General features: G+C 71.0%; 20 protein-coding genes. All 20 read left to right on the forward strand.

Annotation, left to right across the window (positions count from 1 at the left end; translation table 11 throughout):
* Positions 1-77 precede the first annotated feature (77 nt).
* The 20 genes from EIL87_RS10600 to EIL87_RS10695 all read left to right on the forward strand — a co-directional run bounded on the left by EIL87_RS10600 (position 78) and on the right by EIL87_RS10695 (position 19,942).
* On the forward strand, positions 78-1,169 hold the full coding sequence (locus EIL87_RS10600) for a zinc-dependent metalloprotease (RefSeq protein ID WP_233576168.1): 1,092 nt from the start codon (positions 78-80) through the stop codon (positions 1,167-1,169).
* 44 nt (positions 1,170-1,213) lie between these two features.
* On the forward strand, positions 1,214-2,200 hold the full coding sequence (gene tilS, locus EIL87_RS10605; protein ID WP_125090065.1) for a tRNA lysidine(34) synthetase TilS: 987 nt from the start codon (positions 1,214-1,216) through the stop codon (positions 2,198-2,200).
* A gap of 76 nt (positions 2,201-2,276) precedes the next feature.
* A complete protein-coding gene (hpt, locus tag EIL87_RS10610) occupies positions 2,277-2,828 on the forward strand; it encodes a hypoxanthine phosphoribosyltransferase (RefSeq protein WP_125090066.1) in 552 nt (183 codons plus the stop codon).
* 201 nt (positions 2,829-3,029) lie between these two features.
* Positions 3,030-5,312 (forward strand): ATP-dependent zinc metalloprotease FtsH, encoded by a 2,283-nt coding sequence (gene ftsH / locus EIL87_RS10615; RefSeq protein ID WP_125090067.1) that lies wholly within the window; start codon positions 3,030-3,032, stop codon positions 5,310-5,312.
* Between the two features lie 118 nt (positions 5,313-5,430).
* The gene (gene folE, locus EIL87_RS10620; RefSeq protein WP_199740356.1) at positions 5,431-6,003 is read left to right on the forward strand and encodes a GTP cyclohydrolase I FolE; all 573 of its coding nucleotides are present in this window, start codon (positions 5,431-5,433) and stop codon (positions 6,001-6,003) included.
* The gene (gene folP, locus EIL87_RS10625; protein WP_125090069.1) at positions 6,003-6,851 is read left to right on the forward strand and encodes a dihydropteroate synthase; all 849 of its coding nucleotides are present in this window, start codon (positions 6,003-6,005) and stop codon (positions 6,849-6,851) included. Before folE ends, folP begins: the two co-directional genes overlap by 1 nt.
* Complete coding sequence (gene folB / locus EIL87_RS10630; RefSeq protein ID WP_125090070.1) at positions 6,844-7,233, forward strand: dihydroneopterin aldolase; 390 nt, start codon at positions 6,844-6,846, stop codon at positions 7,231-7,233. The genes folP and folB overlap by 8 nt, the downstream gene beginning before the upstream one ends.
* Positions 7,230-7,721, forward strand: coding sequence for a 2-amino-4-hydroxy-6-hydroxymethyldihydropteridine diphosphokinase (gene folK, locus EIL87_RS10635; RefSeq protein ID WP_125090071.1), 492 nt, complete (start codon positions 7,230-7,232; stop codon positions 7,719-7,721). The genes folB and folK overlap by 4 nt, the downstream gene beginning before the upstream one ends.
* Positions 7,722-8,140: 419 nt before the next feature.
* Complete coding sequence (locus EIL87_RS10640) at positions 8,141-8,602, forward strand: DUF3180 domain-containing protein (RefSeq protein ID WP_125090072.1); 462 nt, start codon at positions 8,141-8,143, stop codon at positions 8,600-8,602.
* Between the two features lie 310 nt (positions 8,603-8,912).
* Positions 8,913-9,737, forward strand: coding sequence for a DUF6779 domain-containing protein (locus EIL87_RS10645; RefSeq protein ID WP_233576169.1), 825 nt, complete (start codon positions 8,913-8,915; stop codon positions 9,735-9,737).
* A gap of 58 nt (positions 9,738-9,795) precedes the next feature.
* Positions 9,796-11,028: a PrsW family intramembrane metalloprotease gene (locus EIL87_RS10650; RefSeq protein WP_233576170.1), complete on the forward strand. Its 1,233-nt coding sequence runs from the start codon at positions 9,796-9,798 to the stop codon at positions 11,026-11,028.
* Positions 11,029-11,165: 137 nt separating this feature from the next.
* Positions 11,166-12,059 carry a Rossmann-like and DUF2520 domain-containing protein gene (locus tag EIL87_RS10655; protein ID WP_125090074.1) on the forward strand — a complete coding sequence of 298 codons (894 nt, stop codon included), beginning with the start codon at positions 11,166-11,168 and terminating at the stop codon, positions 12,057-12,059.
* 33 nt (positions 12,060-12,092) lie between these two features.
* The gene (gene panC / locus EIL87_RS10660) at positions 12,093-12,965 is read left to right on the forward strand and encodes a pantoate--beta-alanine ligase (protein WP_125090075.1); all 873 of its coding nucleotides are present in this window, start codon (positions 12,093-12,095) and stop codon (positions 12,963-12,965) included.
* 23 nt (positions 12,966-12,988) lie between these two features.
* Positions 12,989-13,453, forward strand: a complete 465-nt coding sequence (panD, locus tag EIL87_RS10665) for an aspartate 1-decarboxylase (RefSeq protein WP_125090076.1) — start codon at positions 12,989-12,991, stop codon at positions 13,451-13,453.
* Between the two features lie 213 nt (positions 13,454-13,666).
* A complete protein-coding gene (locus tag EIL87_RS10670; protein ID WP_125090077.1) occupies positions 13,667-14,464 on the forward strand; it encodes a type III pantothenate kinase in 798 nt (265 codons plus the stop codon).
* A 157-nt stretch (positions 14,465-14,621) separates the two neighbouring features.
* A complete protein-coding gene (gene lysS, locus EIL87_RS10675) occupies positions 14,622-16,076 on the forward strand; it encodes a lysine--tRNA ligase (RefSeq protein WP_125090181.1) in 1,455 nt (484 codons plus the stop codon).
* 208 nt (positions 16,077-16,284) lie between these two features.
* Positions 16,285-16,641, forward strand: a complete 357-nt coding sequence (locus EIL87_RS10680) for a histone-like nucleoid-structuring protein Lsr2 (protein ID WP_125090078.1) — start codon at positions 16,285-16,287, stop codon at positions 16,639-16,641.
* A gap of 399 nt (positions 16,642-17,040) precedes the next feature.
* Positions 17,041-18,003, forward strand: coding sequence for a FecCD family ABC transporter permease (locus tag EIL87_RS10685; RefSeq protein ID WP_407690534.1), 963 nt, complete (start codon positions 17,041-17,043; stop codon positions 18,001-18,003).
* Positions 18,000-19,094 carry a FecCD family ABC transporter permease gene (locus tag EIL87_RS10690; protein WP_125090080.1) on the forward strand — a complete coding sequence of 365 codons (1,095 nt, stop codon included), beginning with the start codon at positions 18,000-18,002 and terminating at the stop codon, positions 19,092-19,094. Before EIL87_RS10685 ends, EIL87_RS10690 begins: the two co-directional genes overlap by 4 nt.
* A complete protein-coding gene (locus EIL87_RS10695) occupies positions 19,091-19,942 on the forward strand; it encodes an ABC transporter ATP-binding protein (RefSeq protein WP_125090081.1) in 852 nt (283 codons plus the stop codon). The genes EIL87_RS10690 and EIL87_RS10695 overlap by 4 nt, the downstream gene beginning before the upstream one ends.
* The last annotated feature ends 38 nt before the right edge of the window (positions 19,943-19,980 follow it).

Genomic DNA, 19,980 nt, shown 5'->3' on the forward strand with positions numbered 1-19,980 from the left:
GGGAACAGCGACTCCAGGGGCAGGTCGCGGCCCGCGAGCCCTGCCCGACGGGTGCTCCGGCGGGTACCGTCGACGTCGTGAACGCCACTCCCGCCGTCGGGGCGCCCAAGGCGCTGGACTGGAACGTCGCCGTGGGCACCGCGGTCCGGCTGATGAAGCCGGGGCCGGAAGTGCCGCGCGCCGACGCCCAGCGAGCTGTGCGCTCGTTGCGGCGGTTCAGCGTCGAAGCCGAAGAGCACGTCCGCGAGCAGACCGGTCTGGGCCTGGACCTGCCCGCCGTCGAGGGCGACGTGGTGGACCGTCCCGACTGGGTGCGCGGGGCGGCCTTCGGCCTCTCCGAGCTCACCAGCGCGGCCCTGTCCACCGTGGAGATGCCCGCGTTGCCCGGCGGCGACGTGCTGGGGCAGATCAGCACGCGCAGCGCCGGGGTGCAGGCCGGGGTGGTGCTGGCCTACCTGGGCGGCAAGGTCCTCGGCCAGTTCGACCCTTACGGCGAGTCCCGCGTCGAGGGCCAGCGCGGGCGGTTGTTGCTGGTGGCGCCGAACATCGTGGCCGCGCAGCGGTCGCTGGGCGTGCCCGCGGACGACTTCCTGATGTGGGTGTGCCTGCACGAGTCCACCCACCGGCTGCAGTTCAACGCTGTGCCGTGGCTGCGGGAGCACTTCACCGCCGGTCTCGGACAGCTGCTCTCGCAGGTGGAGGGCAGCACCGCGGAGCTGCTGACCAGGCTGCCGAACGTGGTGCGCGAGGCCCGCACGGCCCGGCGGAGCGACTCGAGCCCGGGCATGCTCGGCGTGCTCGAGCTGCTGCAGACACCGGAGCAGCGGGCCGCGCTGGACCGGATCATCGCGATCTCCACGCTGCTGGAGGGCCACGCCGACCACGTCATGGACGCCGTGGGCCCGCAGGTCGTGCCGAGCGTCGGCACCATCCGCCAGCGGTTCACCGACCGCCGCAACGGCGGCGGACTGCTGGACCGCATCCTGCGCAGCCTGCTGGGCGTGGACGCCAAGATCCGCCAGTACGCGCAAGGCGCGGCCTTCACCGCCCAGGTGGTCGAGCGGATCGGCATGACCGGCTTCAACGCGGTGTGGGCGCACCCGGACAACCTCCCGACCAGGGCGGAGATCCGCGTGCCGGCCGATTGGATCCGGCGGGTCCACGGCTGACCGGCCTGACGCGCGCGCTCCAGGGTGCCGGGGAGAATCGGAGGATGCCGCCTGATCCCGCTGTGAGCGAGACCCGCACTGCCGTGCGGCGGACGCTGGCCTCGCCCGACGCGGCGCCGTTCAAGGGATCGCCGCTGGTCGTGGCCTGTTCCGGGGGTGCCGACTCGCTCGCACTCGCCGCGGCCACCGCGCACGTGGCGCGGCAGGCCGGGGTGGAGGCGCAGGCGATCGTGGTCGACCACGGCCTGCAGGTCGGCTCCGACGCGATCGCCGCCCGCTCCGTCGAGCAGCTGGCCGCCATCGGGATGTCCGCGCAGGTCGTGGAGGTCGACGTGGACGGGATGGGCGGTCTGGAGGCGGCGGCCCGCAAGGCCCGGTACGTGGCGCTGCGGGCCGAGCGCCCGAGTGGATCGCTGGTGCTGCTCGGCCACACCCTCGACGACCAGGCCGAGACCGTGCTGCTCGGGCTCGGCCGCGGGTCCGGTGCGCGGTCGATCGCGGGGATGCGCTCGCTGGACCCGCCGTGGGCGCGGCCGTTCCTGGGTGTCCGACGCACGACCACCGAGGCCGCCTGCCGGGCCCAGGGCCTCGAACCGTGGCACGACCCGCACAACACCGATGCCCGCTTCGCCCGTGTGCGGTTGCGCACAGAGGTGCTGCCGCTGCTGGAGGAGGTCCTGCAGGGCGGGGTGGCGGAAGCGCTGGCCCGCACGGCCCGTCAGCTGCGCGAGGACTGCGACGCGCTGGAGGAGGTCGCCGAGACCGAGCTCAGCCGCGTCCGCGCCGATCACGGCCTCGATTGCGCCGAGCTGCGGCCGCTGCCCGCGGCCGTCCGGCGGCGTGTGCTGCGGGACTGGCTCGCCGAGGAGGGGGTGCCCGAAATGACCGATGCGCACCTGCGGGCGGCGGACGGGCTGGTCGCCGACTGGCGGGGGCAGGGTGGCCCGGCGTTGCCCGGTGACTTTGTGCTGCGACGAGCGCATGGCAGGCTTCGGGTGGAGACGGCGGGCCGCAAGCCGCCGAATGGCTGACGGTGCACCGGCATCAGCGTCGGGGCGGGTCTCCGGCTTGGGGAATTGTTGATCCGACAAGAGGGGAAGCCGAGCCGTGTACGACGGCGATATCGCTTCTGTGCTCATCACCGAGCAGCAGATCAAGGACAAGGTCGCGGAGCTGGCCAAGCAGGTCGACGAGGACAACCAGCAGGGCGGCGATCTGCTGCTGGTCGGCGTGCTCAAGGGCGCGGTCATGTTCATGACCGACTTCGCCCGCGCGCTGCCTCAGCCGGCGCAGCTGGAGTTCATGGCGGTCAGCTCGTACGGCTCGTCGACGTCGTCGTCCGGTGTCGTGCGGATCCTCAAGGACCTCGACCGAGACATCGCGGGCAAGAACGTGGTGATCGTCGAGGACATCATCGACTCCGGCCTGACGCTGTCCTGGCTGCTCAAGAACCTCGCGTCGCGCAACCCCGCGTCGCTGGAGGTCTGCACGCTGCTGCGCAAGCCCGACGCCGTGCAGGTGGACGTCCCGGTGCGCTACGTGGGCTTCGACATCCCGAACGAGTTCGTCGTCGGCTACGGCCTCGACTACGCAGAGCGCTATCGTGATCTGCCCTACATCGGCACGCTCGATCCGAAGGTTTACACCTCGGGCGTGTGATGCGCGGATGTGGATCGTCCCGCCCTCGTGCGGCGGGGCGATCCTAGTAGGCTGGGCGCCCTGTGCTGGGCGCGGCATGGTCGTGCCCGCGCATCGGCCGGTACGCTGGTCTGAAGGGGTTGATGGTGGGTGTCCGCATCAGCAGCCGTCACCCGAAGTAACAGTCAGGGAGGGTCGAGGCCGCCCGTCGGCCGCAAGTGAATGGACCGAAAGCGCCTGCTCCGCAACCCGCTGCTGTGGATCCTGACAGCGTTTCTGTTGATCTACGCGTTCAGCGTGCTCTTCGACGAGACTCGCGCCTACCGCGAAGTCTCGACCTCGCAGGCCCTGGAACAGATCGCCCAGGGCAAGGTCAAAGAAGCGACCATCGAGGACAAGGAGCAGCGGGTCCGGCTGACCCTCAGCGACGGCCAGAACTTCCAGGGCAGCAACCAGCTGATCGCGAACTACCCCGCCGGCTCGACCGAGCAGGTCGTGGGCGAGATCCGCAACGCCAAGGTGCCCAACTGGAACACCAAGGTCACCCAGGACTCGTTCTGGGTGCAGATGCTCTTCTACCTCGTGCCCATCGGCCTGCTCGTGCTGCTGCTGATGTGGATGATGAACAACGTCCAGGGCGGCGGGAACCGCGTCCTGAACTTCGGCAAGTCCAAGGCCAAGCAGCTCACCAAGGACATGCCCAAGACGTTGTTCGGCGACGTCGCCGGCGCCGACGAGGCCGTCGAGGAGCTCCACGAGATCAAGGACTTCCTGCAGAACCCGGGCCGCTACCAGGCCCTGGGCGCGAAGATCCCCAAGGGCGTGCTGCTCTACGGCCCGCCCGGCACCGGTAAGACGCTGCTGGCCCGCGCGGTCGCGGGCGAGGCCGGTGTGCCCTTCTACTCGATCTCCGGTTCCGACTTCGTCGAGATGTTCGTCGGTGTCGGTGCCTCCCGCGTGCGCGACCTGTTCGAGCAGGCCAAGCAGAACGCGCCCTGCATCATCTTCGTCGACGAGATCGACGCGGTCGGCCGCCAGCGCGGCGCCGGCCTCGGCGGCGGTCACGACGAGCGCGAGCAGACGCTGAACCAGCTGCTCGTCGAGATGGACGGCTTCGACTCCCGCGGCGGCATCATCCTGATCGCCGCCACGAACCGCCCCGACATCCTCGACCCCGCGCTGCTGCGCCCGGGCCGCTTCGACCGGCAGATCCCGGTCTCGGCGCCCGACCTGCGCGGCCGCAAGTCGATCCTGGGCGTGCACTCGAAGGGCAAGCCCCTCGCGCAGGACGTCGACATGGAGGGCCTCGCCAAGCGCACGGTCGGCTTCTCCGGTGCCGACCTGGAGAACGTGGTCAACGAGGCCGCGCTGCTCACCGCCCGGGAAGGCGGCCAGCTGATCAACTCGGCCGCGCTCGAGGAGGCGGTGGACCGCGTCGTCGGGGGCCCACGCCGCAAGAGCAAGATCATCTCGGAGCGGGACAAGAAGATCACCGCCTACCACGAGGGCGGACACGCCCTGGCCGCGTGGGCGATGCCCGACCTGGAGCCGGTCTACAAGCTCACGATCCTGCCGCGCGGCCGCACCGGCGGTCACGCGCTCGTCGTCCCCGAGGACGACAAGGACATGATGACCCGCTCGGAGATGATCGGTCGCCTGGTGTTCGCGCTGGGTGGTCGTTCCGCCGAGGAGCTCGTCTTCCACGAGCCGACCACCGGCGCCTCCAGCGACATCGAGCAGGCGACCAAGATCGCCCGTGCGATGGTCACCGAGTACGGCATGACCGCCCGCCTCGGTGCGGTCAAGTACGGCAAGGAGGAAGGCGACCCGTTCCTGGGCCGCACCGCCGGCCAGCAGCCGAACTACTCGCTCGAGGTCGCGCACGAGATCGACGAGGAGGTGCGCCGGCTCATCGAGGCCGCGCACACCGAGGCGTGGGAGGTGCTCAACACCTACCGCGACGTGCTCGACGACCTCGTGCTCGAGCTCATCGAGAAGGAGACGCTCAACCGCAAGGACCTGGAGCGGATCTTCTCGCGGGTCGAGAAGCGGCCGCGGATCACCGCGTTCAACGACTTCGGCGGGCGCACCCCGTCGGAGAAGCCGCCGGTGAAGACCCCGGGCGAGCTGGCCAAGGAGCGCGGCGAGCCGTGGCCCCCGGTCAAGGAGGAGCCGATGCCGGCCCCGTCCGCGTCGAGCACCGGTGCGCAGCAGAACGGCACCCAGGTCCAGGAGGAGGCACCGGCGGGCGCCGGCGCCAACCAGGGCACGGTGCAGATCCAGCAGCCGCAGTCCGGCCAGCAGGTTCCCTCCGCGGTCCCGCCGAACTACGGTGCTCCACCTGGGTGGACCCCGGCCACCAACCCGTCCGGTTCGAACTACAACTGGACCCCCTCCTGGGAACGCGGTCAGCAGCCCTCCTCCGAGCAGGGCGAGACGCAGTCCGAGAGGCCTGAGGGTCAGGATTCGGCCAGGGACAACGGCAGCGGCAACAACGGCCGCTGATACTGGCGGGCGCAGCGCCCGCCGCGCGCTGCCGAGCCAGTGGAGGACAGCAACAGTGACCAGTGCGGTCGACGAGCCGATCGGGGCGGGGAACTCCCGCCCCGACGGCTCTTTCCACATGCCACAGTTCGACCAGGCCCGCGCCGAGGCCGCGATCCGGGAGCTGCTCGTCGCAGCCGGTGAGGACCCCGACCGCGACGGCCTGAAGGAGACGCCGCAGCGGGTGGCGCGCGCCTACCGCGAGCTGTTCGCGGGGCTCTACACGGATCCCGACGAGGTCTTGGACAAGACCTTCGACGAGGCCCACGAAGAGCTGGTCCTGGTGCGCGACATCCCGGTGTACTCGCAGTGCGAGCACCACCTGCTGCCGTTCCACGGCACGGCCCACATCGGCTACATCCCGAACGAGCAGGGCCGGGTGACCGGGCTGTCCAAGCTGGCCCGCCTGGTCGACCTCTACGCCAAGCGCCCCCAGGTGCAGGAGCGGCTGACCTCGCAGGTCGCTGACGCGCTGGTGCGCAGGCTGGAGCCGCGCGGGGTGATCGTGGTGATCGACGCCGAGCACCTGTGCATGGGCATGCGCGGCGTGCGCAAGGCCGGGTCGACGACCACGACGTCGGCCGTGCGCGGCATCTTCCGCAGCTCGGCGTCGTCGCGGTCCGAGGCGCTGTCGCTGATCAGGGGGCGTTGATGCACGCCAAGCTGCCCCACCCGCCGCGCTGCGCGGTGATGGGCATCCTCAACGTCACGCCCGACTCCTTCTCCGACGGCGGGCGCTACCTGGACCGCGACGCGGCGGTGGCGCACGGCGTGGAGATGCACCGTATGGGCGCCGACATCATCGACGTCGGCGGCGAGTCCACCCGGCCCGGTTCCGAGCGGGTCGACGCGGCCACTGAGGTCGAGCGGGTGCTGCCGGTGGTGCAGGAGCTGGTCGCGGCGGGTGTGCCGGTCAGCGTGGACACCACGCGCGCCAAGGTCGCCGCCGTGACGGCCGGCGCAGGCGCCTCGGTGATCAACGACGTCTCGGGTGGGCTGGCGGACGCCGAGATGGCGCACGTCGCCGCCGACACCGGCCTGCCGTGGGTGCTCATGCACTGGCGGGGGCACAGCAAGAGCATGAACGCGCTGGCCGAGTACGACGACGTCGTCACCGACGTCCGCGAGGAGCTGCTCCGGCAGGTCGACGCGGCGGTGCGCGCGGGCGTCTCCGAGGACGCGATCGTGCTGGACCCGGGCCTGGGCTTCGCGAAGACCGCGCAGCACGACTGGCAGCTGCTGCACCACCTCGACAGCTTCGTCGACCTGGGGTTCCCGGTCCTGGTCGGGGCCTCCCGCAAGCGGTTCCTGGGCGCGCTGCTGGCCGACGGGGACGGCACGCCGCGTCCGCCGGACGGCCGCGAAACGGCCACCGCCGTGGTCTCGGCGCTGTCGGCCGACCGGGGCGCGTGGGGCGTGCGGGTGCACGACGTGCAGCGCTCGCTGGACGCGGTCGCGGTGACGGCTGCGTGGCGCAGCGGGGGTGATCGCCGTGGCTGACCGGATCACGCTGACCGGGTTGGAGGTCCGCGGTCACCACGGCGTCTTCGACCACGAGAAGCAGGACGGCCAGCTGTTCAAGGTCGACATCACCGTCTGGATCGACCTCGCCGACGCGGCGGCGAACGACGACCTCGACAAGACGCTGCACTACGGCGAGCTCGCCGAGATGGCCGCCGGGATCGTCGGTGGTCCCTCGCGCGACCTGATCGAGACCGTGGCCGCCGAGATCGCCGACAGGGTGATGGCGGACGAGCGCGCCTACGCCACCGAGGTCACGCTGCACAAGCCGCACGCGCCGATCCCGCTGAGCTTCGCCGACGTCGCGGTCACCATCCGCCGCTCCCGGCGGGGCGGTCGCGGGAACGTGGTGCCGGCGTGAGCCGAGCGGTCCTGTCCCTCGGCTCGAACCTCGGCGACCGGCTGAGCTACCTGCGGGTGGCCGTCGAGGGCTTCTCCGACGTCCTCGTCGCCGCCTCCCCGGTCTACGAGACCGCCCCGTGGGGCGTCACGGACCAGCCGGACTTCCTCAACGCAGTCCTCATCGTGGAGTCCTCGGACGTCGACGAGTGGGGCTGGCTCCGCCGCGCCCAGGCGCTGGAGCAGCAGGCCGAGCGGGTCCGCGAGCAGCGCTGGGGGCCCCGGACCCTCGACGTCGACGTCGTCACGGTGGACGACGTCCGCAGCAGCCACCCCGACCTCCTCCTCCCGCACCCGGGAACCCCCCAGCGCGCCACGGTCCTCATCCCGTGGCTGGCGGTGGAGCCCGACGCCCAGCTCCCGGGCCACGGGCCGGTCGCGGACCTCCTCGCCGCCCTGCCGCGGTCGGAGGTCGACGGCGTGCGCCTCCGCGAGGACCTCCTCCTCTAAGGACCCCGCCCCTCCACAGAAGACGGGGGTGCCTGGGCTCCGACACTCCCGTCGCGCGTCCCTCCGCCCGGTGCTGTCCACGGCCCGCCCTCAAGGTGATCAGGCAGCCGAAGCGCTACCGCCGGGTTCCTGTCGCGCTCAGGACCCCGCGGTTGTCGGGGTCGGGAGATCCGCGGTGATCTTCGGGCGACCGGGGGTCCGGGGCGAACACGTGGTGCCCCGACCGAGCGGATCGTGTCCGACGCGGTGACGCACGGACCCGCGACTGCGGTTCGCCGCGACGTTGGCTGCACCCTCGGAGGCTGCGGACTGCGTGACCGGTGGGTGGGCAGGGGAGGAGTGGCCTTCGCCTGGGGAGCCGGTCGGTGGGGCGCGTGAGGTGGGATGCTGGGGGTGTGTCGCCGCGACGTACTGAGGAGATGACGTTCACCAAGCCCGGGCAGCTGGTCACCGGGGGATTGGTGGCCGCTGCGGTGGTGTTCCTGGCTTGCGGTCCGGTGTACGGGGATCTCCCGCCGCTGCCGCTGCTGGCGGGAGCGACGCTGCTGCTGATCGCTGCCGTGGACGTGGTGCTGGCCTTCGTGCTGCGACCCCGCGTCCAGCGCAAACCCGGGGTGGAACCCGTCGAGGCGCTGACCGCGGCGCGCGCGGTGGCGCTGGCGAAGGCGTCGTCGCTGGCCGGCGCGATCATGGCCGGTGGGTGGATCGGCCTGCTCGGCTACCTGCTGCCGATGCTGGGCACGGTCAACGCCGCCCAGTCGGACACCGTCGCCGCCGTCATCGGGTTGGTCAGCGCGGCCGCGCTGATCGGCGCCGGCCTGTGGCTGGAGCACTGCCTCCGGAACCCGGACGAGCCGGACGAGGACGACGAGGAAGAGTGAGTCGCGGCTGGGAGTTCAGGCACGGGCGGAGCTGTTCTCCCCCGGTGCGGGACTCAGCCGGCACCGCCGCAGGTTCTGAGCGGTTTCGTGGCGAGCACGCCGCGACGGCGTGTACCGGCGTTCATCAGGAGCGGCGCACGGAGTCCGCGGAGCCGCTCGGGTTCTGCTGCGCGCACTGCTGACCAACGCGATCCCTCAACAAGTTCTGCTCTGTTCGGCGCAGCGGCCCTTGCGTCGCTCCGGGCAATGCGTGAACGGTTCGGTGCACCTTGAGGTCTCGAACAGATAACCGCCTTGTACGGTGGTCGTCATGTCCGAGCGCGGCACGAACGAAACCGACCCCGACACCGGGCGGTCCCACGTCCTGTGGGGAGGCGCGCTCGTGCTCGCCGCGGCCGCCACGTCGGTCCTGGTGCTCAGCGACGACGCCCGGCTGCTCCGCCTCGGCCTGATCGCTGCGCTGTGGGCCGCTCTGCTGGGCGCCTTCGCCGTGGCGCGGTTGCGCCACCGGGTCGCCGAGACCGAGCAGGTGGCGGCCGACCGCCAGCGGATCTACGAGCTGGAGCTGGAGCGCGAGATCGCCGCCCGTCGCGAGCACGAGCTCGAAGCACAGGCGGAGGCGCGGCGCCAGGCGACCGAGCAGTCCGATGCGCAGATCCGCGCGTTGCAGGCCGAGCTGACCAAGCTGCGCACGACCCTCGAGCAGGTGATCGGCGGTGACGTGCTCTTCGAGCGGGTCGCGCTGCGCGCCGAGTCCACCCGGGTCCGCTCGCTGCCGGACCGGCCGCCGCAAGGGGAGGGCACGGTCCTCCAGCAGCGTCCGCGGACGATCCAGCAGCCGGTCCAGCCGAAGAAGCAGCAGCCGGTCCCGGCCGCCGCTGCGAAGACCGACGTGATGGCCAAGCTCTCCGGCGAAGTCCCGGTGCACGACCAGTCGAAGCCCGCGTCGAAGAAGCCGGCGGGACAACCGGTTCCGAACACCTCGGCCCCTCGCCGCCCGGACCGGTCGGCCTACCAGCGGCCGACCGCGCCCGACCCGGCCGGTGCGCACACCGCCGGAACCTCGGTCAACGACCTCCTCGCTGCTTACGGGGGTTCGCCGGACGGCCAGCGCCGCCGCCGTCGTCGTTCCTGAGGTTGCGAGAAGGTGACCACGGGGGCAGCCGCGAATCGCGTTCTCTAGGGTCTGGGGCGTGTCGAGTCACGATCACGCGGCGCCGATCGCCGACCTCTCCCGCGCGCGGCGGCTGCAGAGCCGCAAGCACCACGCCGTCGGCTGGCCCATCGCCGGCTTGCTCCTGCTCGGCATGATCGGGCTGGTCATGTTGGGCATCACGACTTCCCGGGTGGGTGCCCTGCCCGCCGTGTTCGGCGCGGCCGCCGCGCTGCTGCCGGTCGGGATCGTGGTCGCTGCGACGGTGTGGATCGACCGCTGGGAACCCGAACCGCCGATGCTGATGATCGGTGCGTTCCTGTGGGGAGCCGGCGGTGCCACCGCCTGCTCGCTGCTGCTCAACACCACCTCGCAGTCGGTGGCGAACCTCCTGCTGGGCCAGGCGGACCACCGCTTCTTCCTGACCGCCGTGGTGGGACCGGTGGTCGAGGAGGCCGCCAAGGCCGTGTTCGTGGTCGGCCTGTGGATGCGCCGCCGCGCCGATTTCAACGGCTTGGTCGACGGCATCGTCTACGCGTCGCTGACCGCCGCCGGTTTCGCCTTCACCGAGAACATCCTCTACTTCGGCAAGGCCTTCGCCGACGGCGGCGTGACCGGGGGAGCGGTCGTGGCGCTGTTCGTGCTGCGGGGCGTGCTCGCGCCGTTCTCGCACCCGCTGTTCACCGCGATGTTCGGCATCGCCGTCGGTTTCGCGTGGGGCGCGCGCACCCGGATCGAGCAGCTCGGTTGGCTCGTCGGTGGCTACGTGGTGGCGGTGCTGCTGCACGCGGTGTGGAACGCGGCGACGTTCCTCGGCGGCACCGGGTTCATCAACGTCTACTTCCTGATCATGGTGCCGGTGTTCCTCGGCACCTTCGCGCTGAGCATCTGGCAGCGGAAGCGGGAACAGCGCATCGTCATCGAGCAGCTGCCGAAGCTGGAGCGGGCCGGGCTGATCGCGCGCAGCGAGGTCGAGCTGCTGGCGAGCCTGACCGGGAGGCAGGGCTGGCTGCGCAAGGTCAAGAAGCGCGCGGGCGCCCAGGCCGCGAAGTCGGTGCGGGACTACCAGATCGCGGTCACCGAGCTCGCGTTCCTGCAGCACCGCTCGGAGGCCGGTCGCACCACCAGCGCCGCCCGCCGGGCTCGCCGGGAGAAGCTGGTCGAAGACCTCAAGCAGGCCCGTCGTTCGGCGGCCGGCCGCCAGGAGGCCATCCAGACCGCGAAGATCAACCTCGACGAGCTCACCCGCCGCGTCCCCAAACCGCGTCGGTGAGCGGGGCTCGATCGCGTGGTTCTCGCCACCTTTGCCGTCGCGGTGTAGCCCCGGGACCCCGTGTTGGGGCTACTCTCGCGGCGCTGTCTGGTACCCGGTAGCGGGACTGGAACGGTTCTTGGAGGGAACACGTGGCGATGTCTGCTGAACCCACGGGCCCTCGACTGCGCGTGGGCATCATCTCCGCGGGTCGGGTGGGTGCCGTGCTGGGCGCCGCGTTGCAGCGGGTCGGGCACGAGGTCGCCGCGGTGTCCGGCGTGTCGGACGCCTCGCTCCGCCGCGCGGAGGAGCTGCTGCCGGGCGTGCCGATCAAGCCGCCGGACGAGGTCGCCCAGGACGCGGAACTGCTGGTCCTCGCCATCCCGGACGACGCGATCCCCGGCATGGTGCGGGGTTTGGTGTCCGCCGGTGCGCTGCACGCCTCCCAGCTGGTCGTGCACACGTCGGGCGCGCAGGGCGTGTCCGCGCTCGAACCGGCCGCCGCGATCGGCGCGCTGCCGATGGCGATGCACCCGGCGATGACCTTCACGGGACGCACCGAGGACGTCCAGCGGCTCTCCGACGCCTGCATGGTGATCACCGCCAACGAGATCACCGGCTGGAGCGTCGCCGAGAGCATCGCGATCGAGCTGGGCATGGAACCGGTGCGCATCCCGGAGGAATCCCGCCCGCTCTACCACGCGGCCCTCACCCACGGCGCGAACCACCTGATCACGCTGGTCAACGAGTGCCAGCAGCTGCTGCGCGACGCCGGGGTGGAGGTGCCGGGCCGGGTGATGGCGCCGCTGCTGTCGGCGTCGCTGGACAACGCGCTCCGGCTGGGCGACCGCGCCTACACCGGCCCGGTGGTGCGCGGGGACGCCGGGACGGTGCGTCGGCACCTGCAGGCGCTGGGGGACGCCGATCCGGACGTGGTGCCCGGGTACCGCGAACTCGCCCGCCGCACGGCGTACCGGTCCGAGCGCAGCGGTCTGCTGCGCGACGACGTCGCGGAGCGCGTGCGCGAGGCCCTCGACGAGGAACAGGCCTGACCGCGGCCCCGCGGCGACGATGTGGAGTCGACGATGACCAACAACCCCGGTTACCAGCGCGGCGAGCTGACCGTGCACTCCGACCCGGCGGAGCTGGCGCAGGTCACCCGCGCGCTGCGGGCGACCGGGCGCCGGGTGCACCTGGTGCCCACCATGGGCGCGCTGCACCGCGGTCACCTGGAGCTGATCAAGCGGGCGAAGCAGGACATCAACGCCGTTGTAGTGGTGTCGATCTTCGTCAACCCGCTGCAGTTCGGGCCGAACGAGGACTTCGACCGCTACCCGCGCACGTTCGAGTCCGACGTCGAGGCCTGCCGCGAAGCCGGCGTGGGCCTGGTGTTCGCGCCGACGGTGGAGGGCATGTACGCCGACGGCCGCGAGCTGTCGGTGCACGCGGGTCCGCTGGGCGAGGAGCTGGAGGGCGCCAGCCGCAAGGGGCACTTCGACGGGATGCTCACCGTGGTGCTCAAGCTGCTCACCATCGTCCGCCCCGACCTGGCGTTCTTCGGCGAGAAGGACTACCAGCAGCTGGTGCTGATCCGGAAGATGGCGCGGCAGTTCAACCTGGACTCGCAGGTCCAGGGCATCCCCACCGTCCGCGAGTCCGACGGCCTGGCGCTGTCCAGCCGCAACGCCTACCTGGACGAGGAGCAGCGGCGCGCGGCCCTGGCGCTGTCGGCGTCGCTGACCGCCGGTGCGCACGCCGCCTCGGGTGGTCCGGAGGCGGTGCTCGCGGCCGCGCGCGAGGTGCTGGCCACCGAACCCCTGGTGGAGCCGGACTACCTGGAGCTGCGCGACCCGGAGTTGGGGCCTGCCCCGGCCTCCGGTGAGGCGCGGTTGCTGGTGGCCGCGAAGGTCGGTTCCACCCGGTTGATCGACAACGCACTGGTCCTGCTCGGCGAGTGAACCGGGCCCTGAGGAGGTCAGCGATGTTCCGCACGATGTTGAAGTCCAAGATCCACAGGGCCACCGTCACCCAGGCCGACCTGCACTACGTCGGCTCGGTGACCGTCGACCAGGACCTGATGGAGGCCGCGGACCTGCTCGAGGGCGAGCAGGTGGCGATCGTCGACGTCACCAACGGGGCCCGGCTGGAGACCTACGTGATCACCGGCGAGCGCGGCTCCGGCGTCATCGGGATCAACGGTGCCGCCGCGCACCTGATCGAGCCCGGTGACATCGTGATCCTCATCGCCTACGGCGTGATGGACGAGCTGGAGGCCCGGTCCTTCAAGCCGAAGGTGATCTTCGTCGACGCCGACAACAAGCCGGTGGAGCTGGGCACCAACCCCGGGCACGCTCCGGCGGGCTCGGGATTGCTCACCTCCCAGGCCGACGCGGAGACCGACGACGCGGCGAAGCTGGACGCCCTCCTCCAGCAGCCGGAGAGCTGACCCGGTTGCCTGGTGGTCGCGTGCCCCGCAGGGCAGTCCGGGCGGGAGGAACCCCGGAAGGGGTGGGCGCAGCGGTTCCGGGGACTCCGCGCGCCGTTCCCGATGCGTGCCGGTGCGCGCCGAACCCGTGGCGGTGCCGGCCGCTCCGCGAGGTGAGCGGGGAGCACCCCCGGTCCTCGCCCGCCCTGTGCTCCTCGTGCGAAGGGATCGCTCGTGCTGCTGGCCGTTGACGTCGGGAACACCAACATCGTGCTCGGGCTCTACGACGACGTCGATGACCCGCCGGACCTGGCGGCGACGCTGGTCCGCGACTGGCGGATGCGCACCGAACCGCGGATGACCGCGGACGAGATGGCGCTGACCATGCGCGGCCTGCTCGGCGACTACGCGGAGCACATCACCGGGATCGCGGCGCTGTCCACGGTGCCCGCCCTCCTGCGCGAGCTGCGGGTGATGCTGGAGCGCTACTGGACCGACGTGCCCCGGGTGGTCGTGGAGCCGGGCGTGCGGACCGGGGTGCCGCTGTTGGTGGACAACCCGAAGGAAGTCGGCGCGGACCGGGTGATCAACACGCTCGCCGCGCACCACCTGCACGCCACCAACTGCGTGGTCGTGGACTTCGGCACCTCGACGAACATCGACGCGATCTCCGCCAAGGGCGAGTTCCTCGGTGGCGCCTTCGCGCCCGGCGTGGAGATCTCGCTGGACGCGCTGGCCTCCCGTGCGGCCCAGCTGCGCAAGGTGGAGCTGGTCCGGCCCCGATCGGTGATCGGGAAGAACACCGTCGAATGCCTCCAGTCCGGAATCCTGTTCGGGTTCGCCGGGCAGGTCGACGGGCTCGTCCGCCGCATCGTCGACGAGCTGGAGGCCACCCACGGCGGTCCGACCACGGTCTTGGCCACCGGAGGCCTGGCGCCCCTGGTGTTCTCCGAGTCCGCCACGATCACCCACCACGTCCCGGACCTCACCTTGCTGGGACTGCGCCTGGTCTACGACCGCAACTTCCGCTGAGCGCCGGTCGTCGAGCGCGCGGGCGTCTCGACCTGCGCTGCTGAGCAGGCCGCTGGAAGCGGGATCGCCGCGACTACGTACCCTGTTGCGCGTGACTGACCAGGATCGTTCCAATCCCCCGGCAAGCGCTGACGGCGTCGAAGACCTGCCGGAACAGATGCGGATCCGGCGGGAGAAGCGGGAGCGCCTGCTCGCCGCCGGAATCGACCCGTACCCGGTGACGCTGCCCATCACGCACGAGCTCGCGGAGGTCCGCGCCGCCCACGAGGGCCTGGAACCCGACACCGCGACCGGTGAGCAGGTCGGTGTCGCCGGACGCGTCATGTTCCTGCGCAACACCGGCAAGCTGTGCTTCGCCACGTTGCGCGCGGGCGACGGCACCGAGTTGCAGGCGATGCTCAGCCTCAAGCAGGTCGGCGAGGAGTCGCTGACGTCCTGGAAGGGCGAAGTCGACCTCGGGGACCACGTCTTCGTGCACGGTGAGGTCATCACCTCCCGGCGCGGTGAGCTCTCGGTGATGGCCGATGAATGGCGGATGGCGGCGAAGTCGCTGCGCCCGCTGCCGGTCATGCACAAGGAACTCGGCGAGGAAATGCGCGTCCGGCAGCGCTACGTCGACCTGATCGTGCGCAAGCAGGCGGCCGAAGCGGTGCGCACGCGCGCCGCGGTGCAGCGGTCCCTGCGCACTTCGTTCGAGCAGCGCGGTTACGTCGAGGTCGAAACCCCGATGCTGCAGACGCTGCAGGGCGGTGCTGCCGCACGCCCGTTCACCACGCATTCCAACGCCTTCGACATCGACCTGTTCCTGCGCATCGCGCCGGAGTTGTACCTGAAGCGTTGTGTTGTCGGTGGGATCGAGAAGGTTTTCGAGATCAACCGGAACTTCCGCAACGAGGGCAGTGATTCTTCCCACTCGCCCGAGTTCGCGATGCTGGAGTTCTACCAGGCCTATGCCGATTACAACGACATGGCCGATCTGACCAGGGCGCTCATCCAGGAAGCGGCCGAGCGAGTGACCGGTTCGCAGGTCGTGACGTGGTTCGACGGAACCGAGTACGACCTCTCCGGCGAGTGGGCGACGCTCACGATGTACGAGTCGTTGTCGGAGGCGCTCGAATCCGAGATCGTCCCGCAAACGCCCGTCGAGGCGCTGCGCAAGCACGCGGACGCGCTCGGATTGCAGGTGGATCCGAAGATGGGTCACGGCAAGCTCGTGGAAGAGCTGTGGGAGCACGCCGTCGGTGACCATTTGACCGCCCCCACCTTCGTCCGCGACTTCCCGGTCGAGACCTCGCCCCTCACGCGGCAGCACCGCGAGAAGGAGGGCGTCGCGGAAAAGTGGGACCTCTACGTCCGCGGCTTCGAGCTGGCGACCGGTTACTCGGAACTGGTGGATCCGGTCGTGGAGCGCCAGCGGCTCGAGGAGCAGGCCAAGCTCGGGGCGGCCGGAGATGACGAGGCCATGCCGGTCGACGAGGACTTCCTCCGCGCTCTGGAGTACGGAATGCCCCCCAGCGGAGGCGTGGGAATGGGTATCGACCGGTTGTTGATGGCGTTGACCGGCCTCGGTATCCGGGAGACGATCCTCTTCCCCTTGGTCCGCCCGGAATGACCCGATCAGGGTGGCTCATCAGAATTTTGTGGACCGGATGAGTGCAATATCGGAGTTGCTGCGCTAACCTGACCTCAGAATGTGTCGGCGACGGCTTTTGGCGTGCTTGCCCAAGTGCGGCTGGCGTTCTGGCGAGGGGGTTTCCGCTCCCGGCAGATGGTTGCTGTCCCGCTAATGCACAGTTTTTTGCTCGGGGAGGACTTCGAAGATGGCGCAGAAGGTCACTGTCACCCTTGTCGACGATCTGGACGGTGGTCAGGCCGACGAAACCGTCGAGTTCGGTTTGGACGGGGTCTCGTACCAGATCGACCTTTCCTCCGACAATGCCGAGGATCTGCGGGAGGCGCTGGCCAACTACGTCTCCAACGCGCGGCGTGCCGGTGGCCGGAAGAAGCCGGGTCCGCGCCCGGGTTCCGGTTCGCGTTCCAGCGGCGGCGGATCCACCAGCGCCGACCGCGAGCAGAACCAGGCCATTCGGGAATGGGCGCGCAAGCGCGGCCTGAAGGTCTCCGACCGCGGTCGTATCCCGGCCGACATCGTCGAGCAGTACCACCAGGCGAACTGAAGTCGCGTTCGAGAGGCGTTTGCCGGGCTGTCGGGGTCCGGTAAACGCCTCTTGTCGCGTTCGGACAACTGATTTTCCCGTGTGAACCGATTGATCAACTACTGCGGAATCGCAGGCATCACGGCTCGCGCGGCCGTTCGCGCACAGGTGTTCACCTTTTCCCGGGCCCGATGCGGAAGAACTGCTGCCGCCTCGGCTGTGACGGTGAACATCCCACCCACCCTGTCGGTGCGGCTTAGGTTGTCCTAACCTAGGCACGTCCGGGTGAACACCGAAGGGGAGTGGGACGTGGCTCGAACGGAGGCTCTCGCCGAGCCGCCCACGTCGGAGACCGCGTCCGCCGCACCTGACGAGCGCCTCACGCGCAGGCGCTCCCGCCGGCTCACCGGTCTCGGGGTCCTGCTGGCCGTGCTCGTCACCAGCGCCGTGCTGAGCGTGGCGATCGGCGCCAAGACGATCCCGGTCACCGACGTCTGGAGCGGGCTGTTCGCCCCCACCGGGACCGAGAACGACCTGATCATCCGGGAGCTGCGGATCCCGCGCACGCTCGCCGGCGTGCTCGCCGGTGCCGCGCTGGGCCTGGCCGGCGCGCTGATGCAGGGCCACACCCGCAACCCGCTCGCCGACCCCGGCATCCTCGGCATCACCCAGGGCGCCGGGCTGGGCGTCGTGCTCGCCGTCTACACGTTCGGCATCAGCACCCTGTTCGGCTTCATCTGGTTCGGCTTCGCCGGTGCGCTGCTCGGCGCGGTGGCGGTGTTCGCCATCGGCTCGATCGGCCGTGGCGGCGCGACGCCCGTGACGCTGGCACTGGCCGGCACGGCGATCAGCGCGCTGCTGCACGCGATCACCTCCGTGCTGGTGCTCACCGACCAGCAGACGATGGACACCTACCGCTTCTGGCGGATCGGGTCGATCGCGATCACCGACGCCTCCGTGCTGCCCCAGGTCGCGCCGTTCCTGGCCCTCGGACTGGCGCTGGGCCTGGCCAACGCGACCAGCCTCAACGCGCTGTCCCTGGGCGAGGACGTGGCCGCGTCGCTGGGCCACCGGGTGGCCTGGGCGCGGCGGACCGGCATCGCCGCGGTGAGCGTGCTGGTCGGGGCCGCGGTCGCGGTCTGCGGGCCGATCGGCTTCGTCGGTCTGGTCGTGCCGCACGTCGCCCGCTACTTCACCGGTGCCGACTACCGCTGGCTGCTGCCCTTCGCCGCGCTGCTCGGCTCCTCGCTCGTGCTGCTGACCGACGTGCTCGGCCGCATCGTCGCCCGGCCTGCCGAGGTGCAGGTGGGCGTGATGCTGGCGATGGTCGGCGCCCCGTTCTTCATCGCGCTCGTGCGACGCCGGAAGTTGGTGCGGCTATGACGGCGACCGTTCAGGACCGGCCGGTCGACCGGGTCGCCGGGCGGCGACCGCTCCGGGTCGGCCCGTTCTCCGGGGTCTTCCGGCTGCGACCGCTGCTGGCGCTGGCCGGAGGGCTGCTGGTGCTGCTGGCGGTGTTCGTCCTCGACGTCGGCATCGGCGAGTACCAGATCAGCCCGGCCGAGGTGCTCAGCACGCTCTTCGGCGGCGGCGGCCGCGCGCAGTCGATCATCATCTGGGAGCTGCGGATGCCGCGCGGGCTGACCGCGCTGCTCGTCGGCGCCGCGCTCGGCCTGGCGGGCGCGCTCATGCAGGCGCTCGTCCGCAACCCCCTGGCCAGCCCGGACATGCTCGGCATCACCTGGGGCGCCGGGTGCGCGGCAGTCGCGATGATCGTGTTCGCCGGGACCGCGGGCAGCCTGTCCGGCGCGTTGTCCGACTACGGGCTGCCGGTGGTGGCGCTCGTCGGCGGTCTGGTCACGGGCATCGCGGTCTACCTGATGGCTTACCGGCGCGGCGTGGACTCCTACCGGCTGGTGCTGGTCGGCGTGGGCGTCAGCGCACTGGCGGGCAACGCCGTCCACTGGCTGCTGACCGTGGGTGACGTCAACGACGCCGGTCGCGCCATGGTGTGGCTGACCGGCAGCCTCAACGCCCGCGGCTGGGAGCACGTCGTGCCCACCGGCGTCGCGCTGGCCGTGCTCGTCCCGCTGGCGCTGGTCGGCGCCCACGTGCTGGGTGCGCTGCAGTTCGACGACGACACCGTGCGGGGCCTGGGCGTGCGGATGGACCTGGCCCGGGGCTTCCTGCTGTTCGCCTCGGTGTCGCTGGCCTCGATCGCCGCCGCGGCGGCCGGGCCGATCCAGTTCGTCGCGCTGGCCACTCCGCAGATCGCGCTGCGGGTCGCGCGCACCTCGCGCCCACCGCTGCTGACCTCGGCGGTCCTCGGTGCGGCGCTGGTGGTGGGTTCGGACGTGATCGCCCGGACCGCGTTCGGCTCCCTGGAGATGCCGGTCGGTGTCGTGACCGCGATCCTGGGCGCCCCGTACCTGATCTACCTGCTCGTCCGTCGGTACCGGGAGGTCCGAGCATGACCGCGTCCACCTCTGCCCACACCGAGCAGGCACCGGCCGCCACCGCCCGCTTGCGGGCACAGGACCTCAAGCTGGCCTACGGCGACCGGGTCGTCGCCGACGGGCTGGACTTCGAGGCCGTCAGCGGCTCGATCACGGCCGTCATCGGCCCGAACGGGTGCGGCAAGTCCACCCTGCTGCGCGCCCTCGGTCGCCTGCTGCGACCGGCGCGCGGCGAGGTGCTGCTGGACGGCAAGAAGATCCACAAGATGTCGACCAAGGAGGTTGCCCGGGTGCTCGGCGTGCTGCCGCAGTCCCCGGTGGCGCCGGAGGGCCTGACGGTGGCGGACCTGGTCGCGCGCGGCCGACACCCCCACCAGTCCTGGTACCGGCAGTGGTCCGGCGACGACGAGTCGACGGTGGCCGAGGCGCTGGCCATGACGGGCATCGGTGACCTGGCCGACCGCACCCTCGACGAGCTCTCCGGCGGCCAGCGGCAGCGCGCCTGGCTGTCCATGGCGTTGGCGCAAGGCACGGACCTGCTGCTGCTCGACGAACCGACCACCTACCTCGACCTGTCCCACCAGGTGGACGTCCTGGAGCTGGTCGGCAGGCTGCACGAGGAGAGCGGCCGGACCGTGGTGATGGTGCTGCACGACCTCAACCTGGCCGCTCGCTACGCCGACCGGCTCGTCGCCATGAAGGACGGCAGCGTCGTCGCGTCGGGTGAACCGGGCGACGTGCTCACCGAGGAGCTGCTCGCCGACGTCTTCGACCTCCGTGCCCGCGTGATTCAGGACCCGGTGGCGGGTACTCCCATGGTGGTCCCGATCGGGGGACGGCGAGTCGGAGGAGGGGTCGAGTCCTGAGCTCGAGCACGGTGCGTCACGACTCGGCCGGAGCTGTT

Origin of the sequence: Saccharopolyspora rhizosphaerae (assembly GCF_003931915.1) — a bacterium.
GTDB classification, from domain to species: Bacteria; Actinomycetota; Actinomycetes; order Mycobacteriales; family Pseudonocardiaceae; genus Saccharopolyspora; species Saccharopolyspora rhizosphaerae.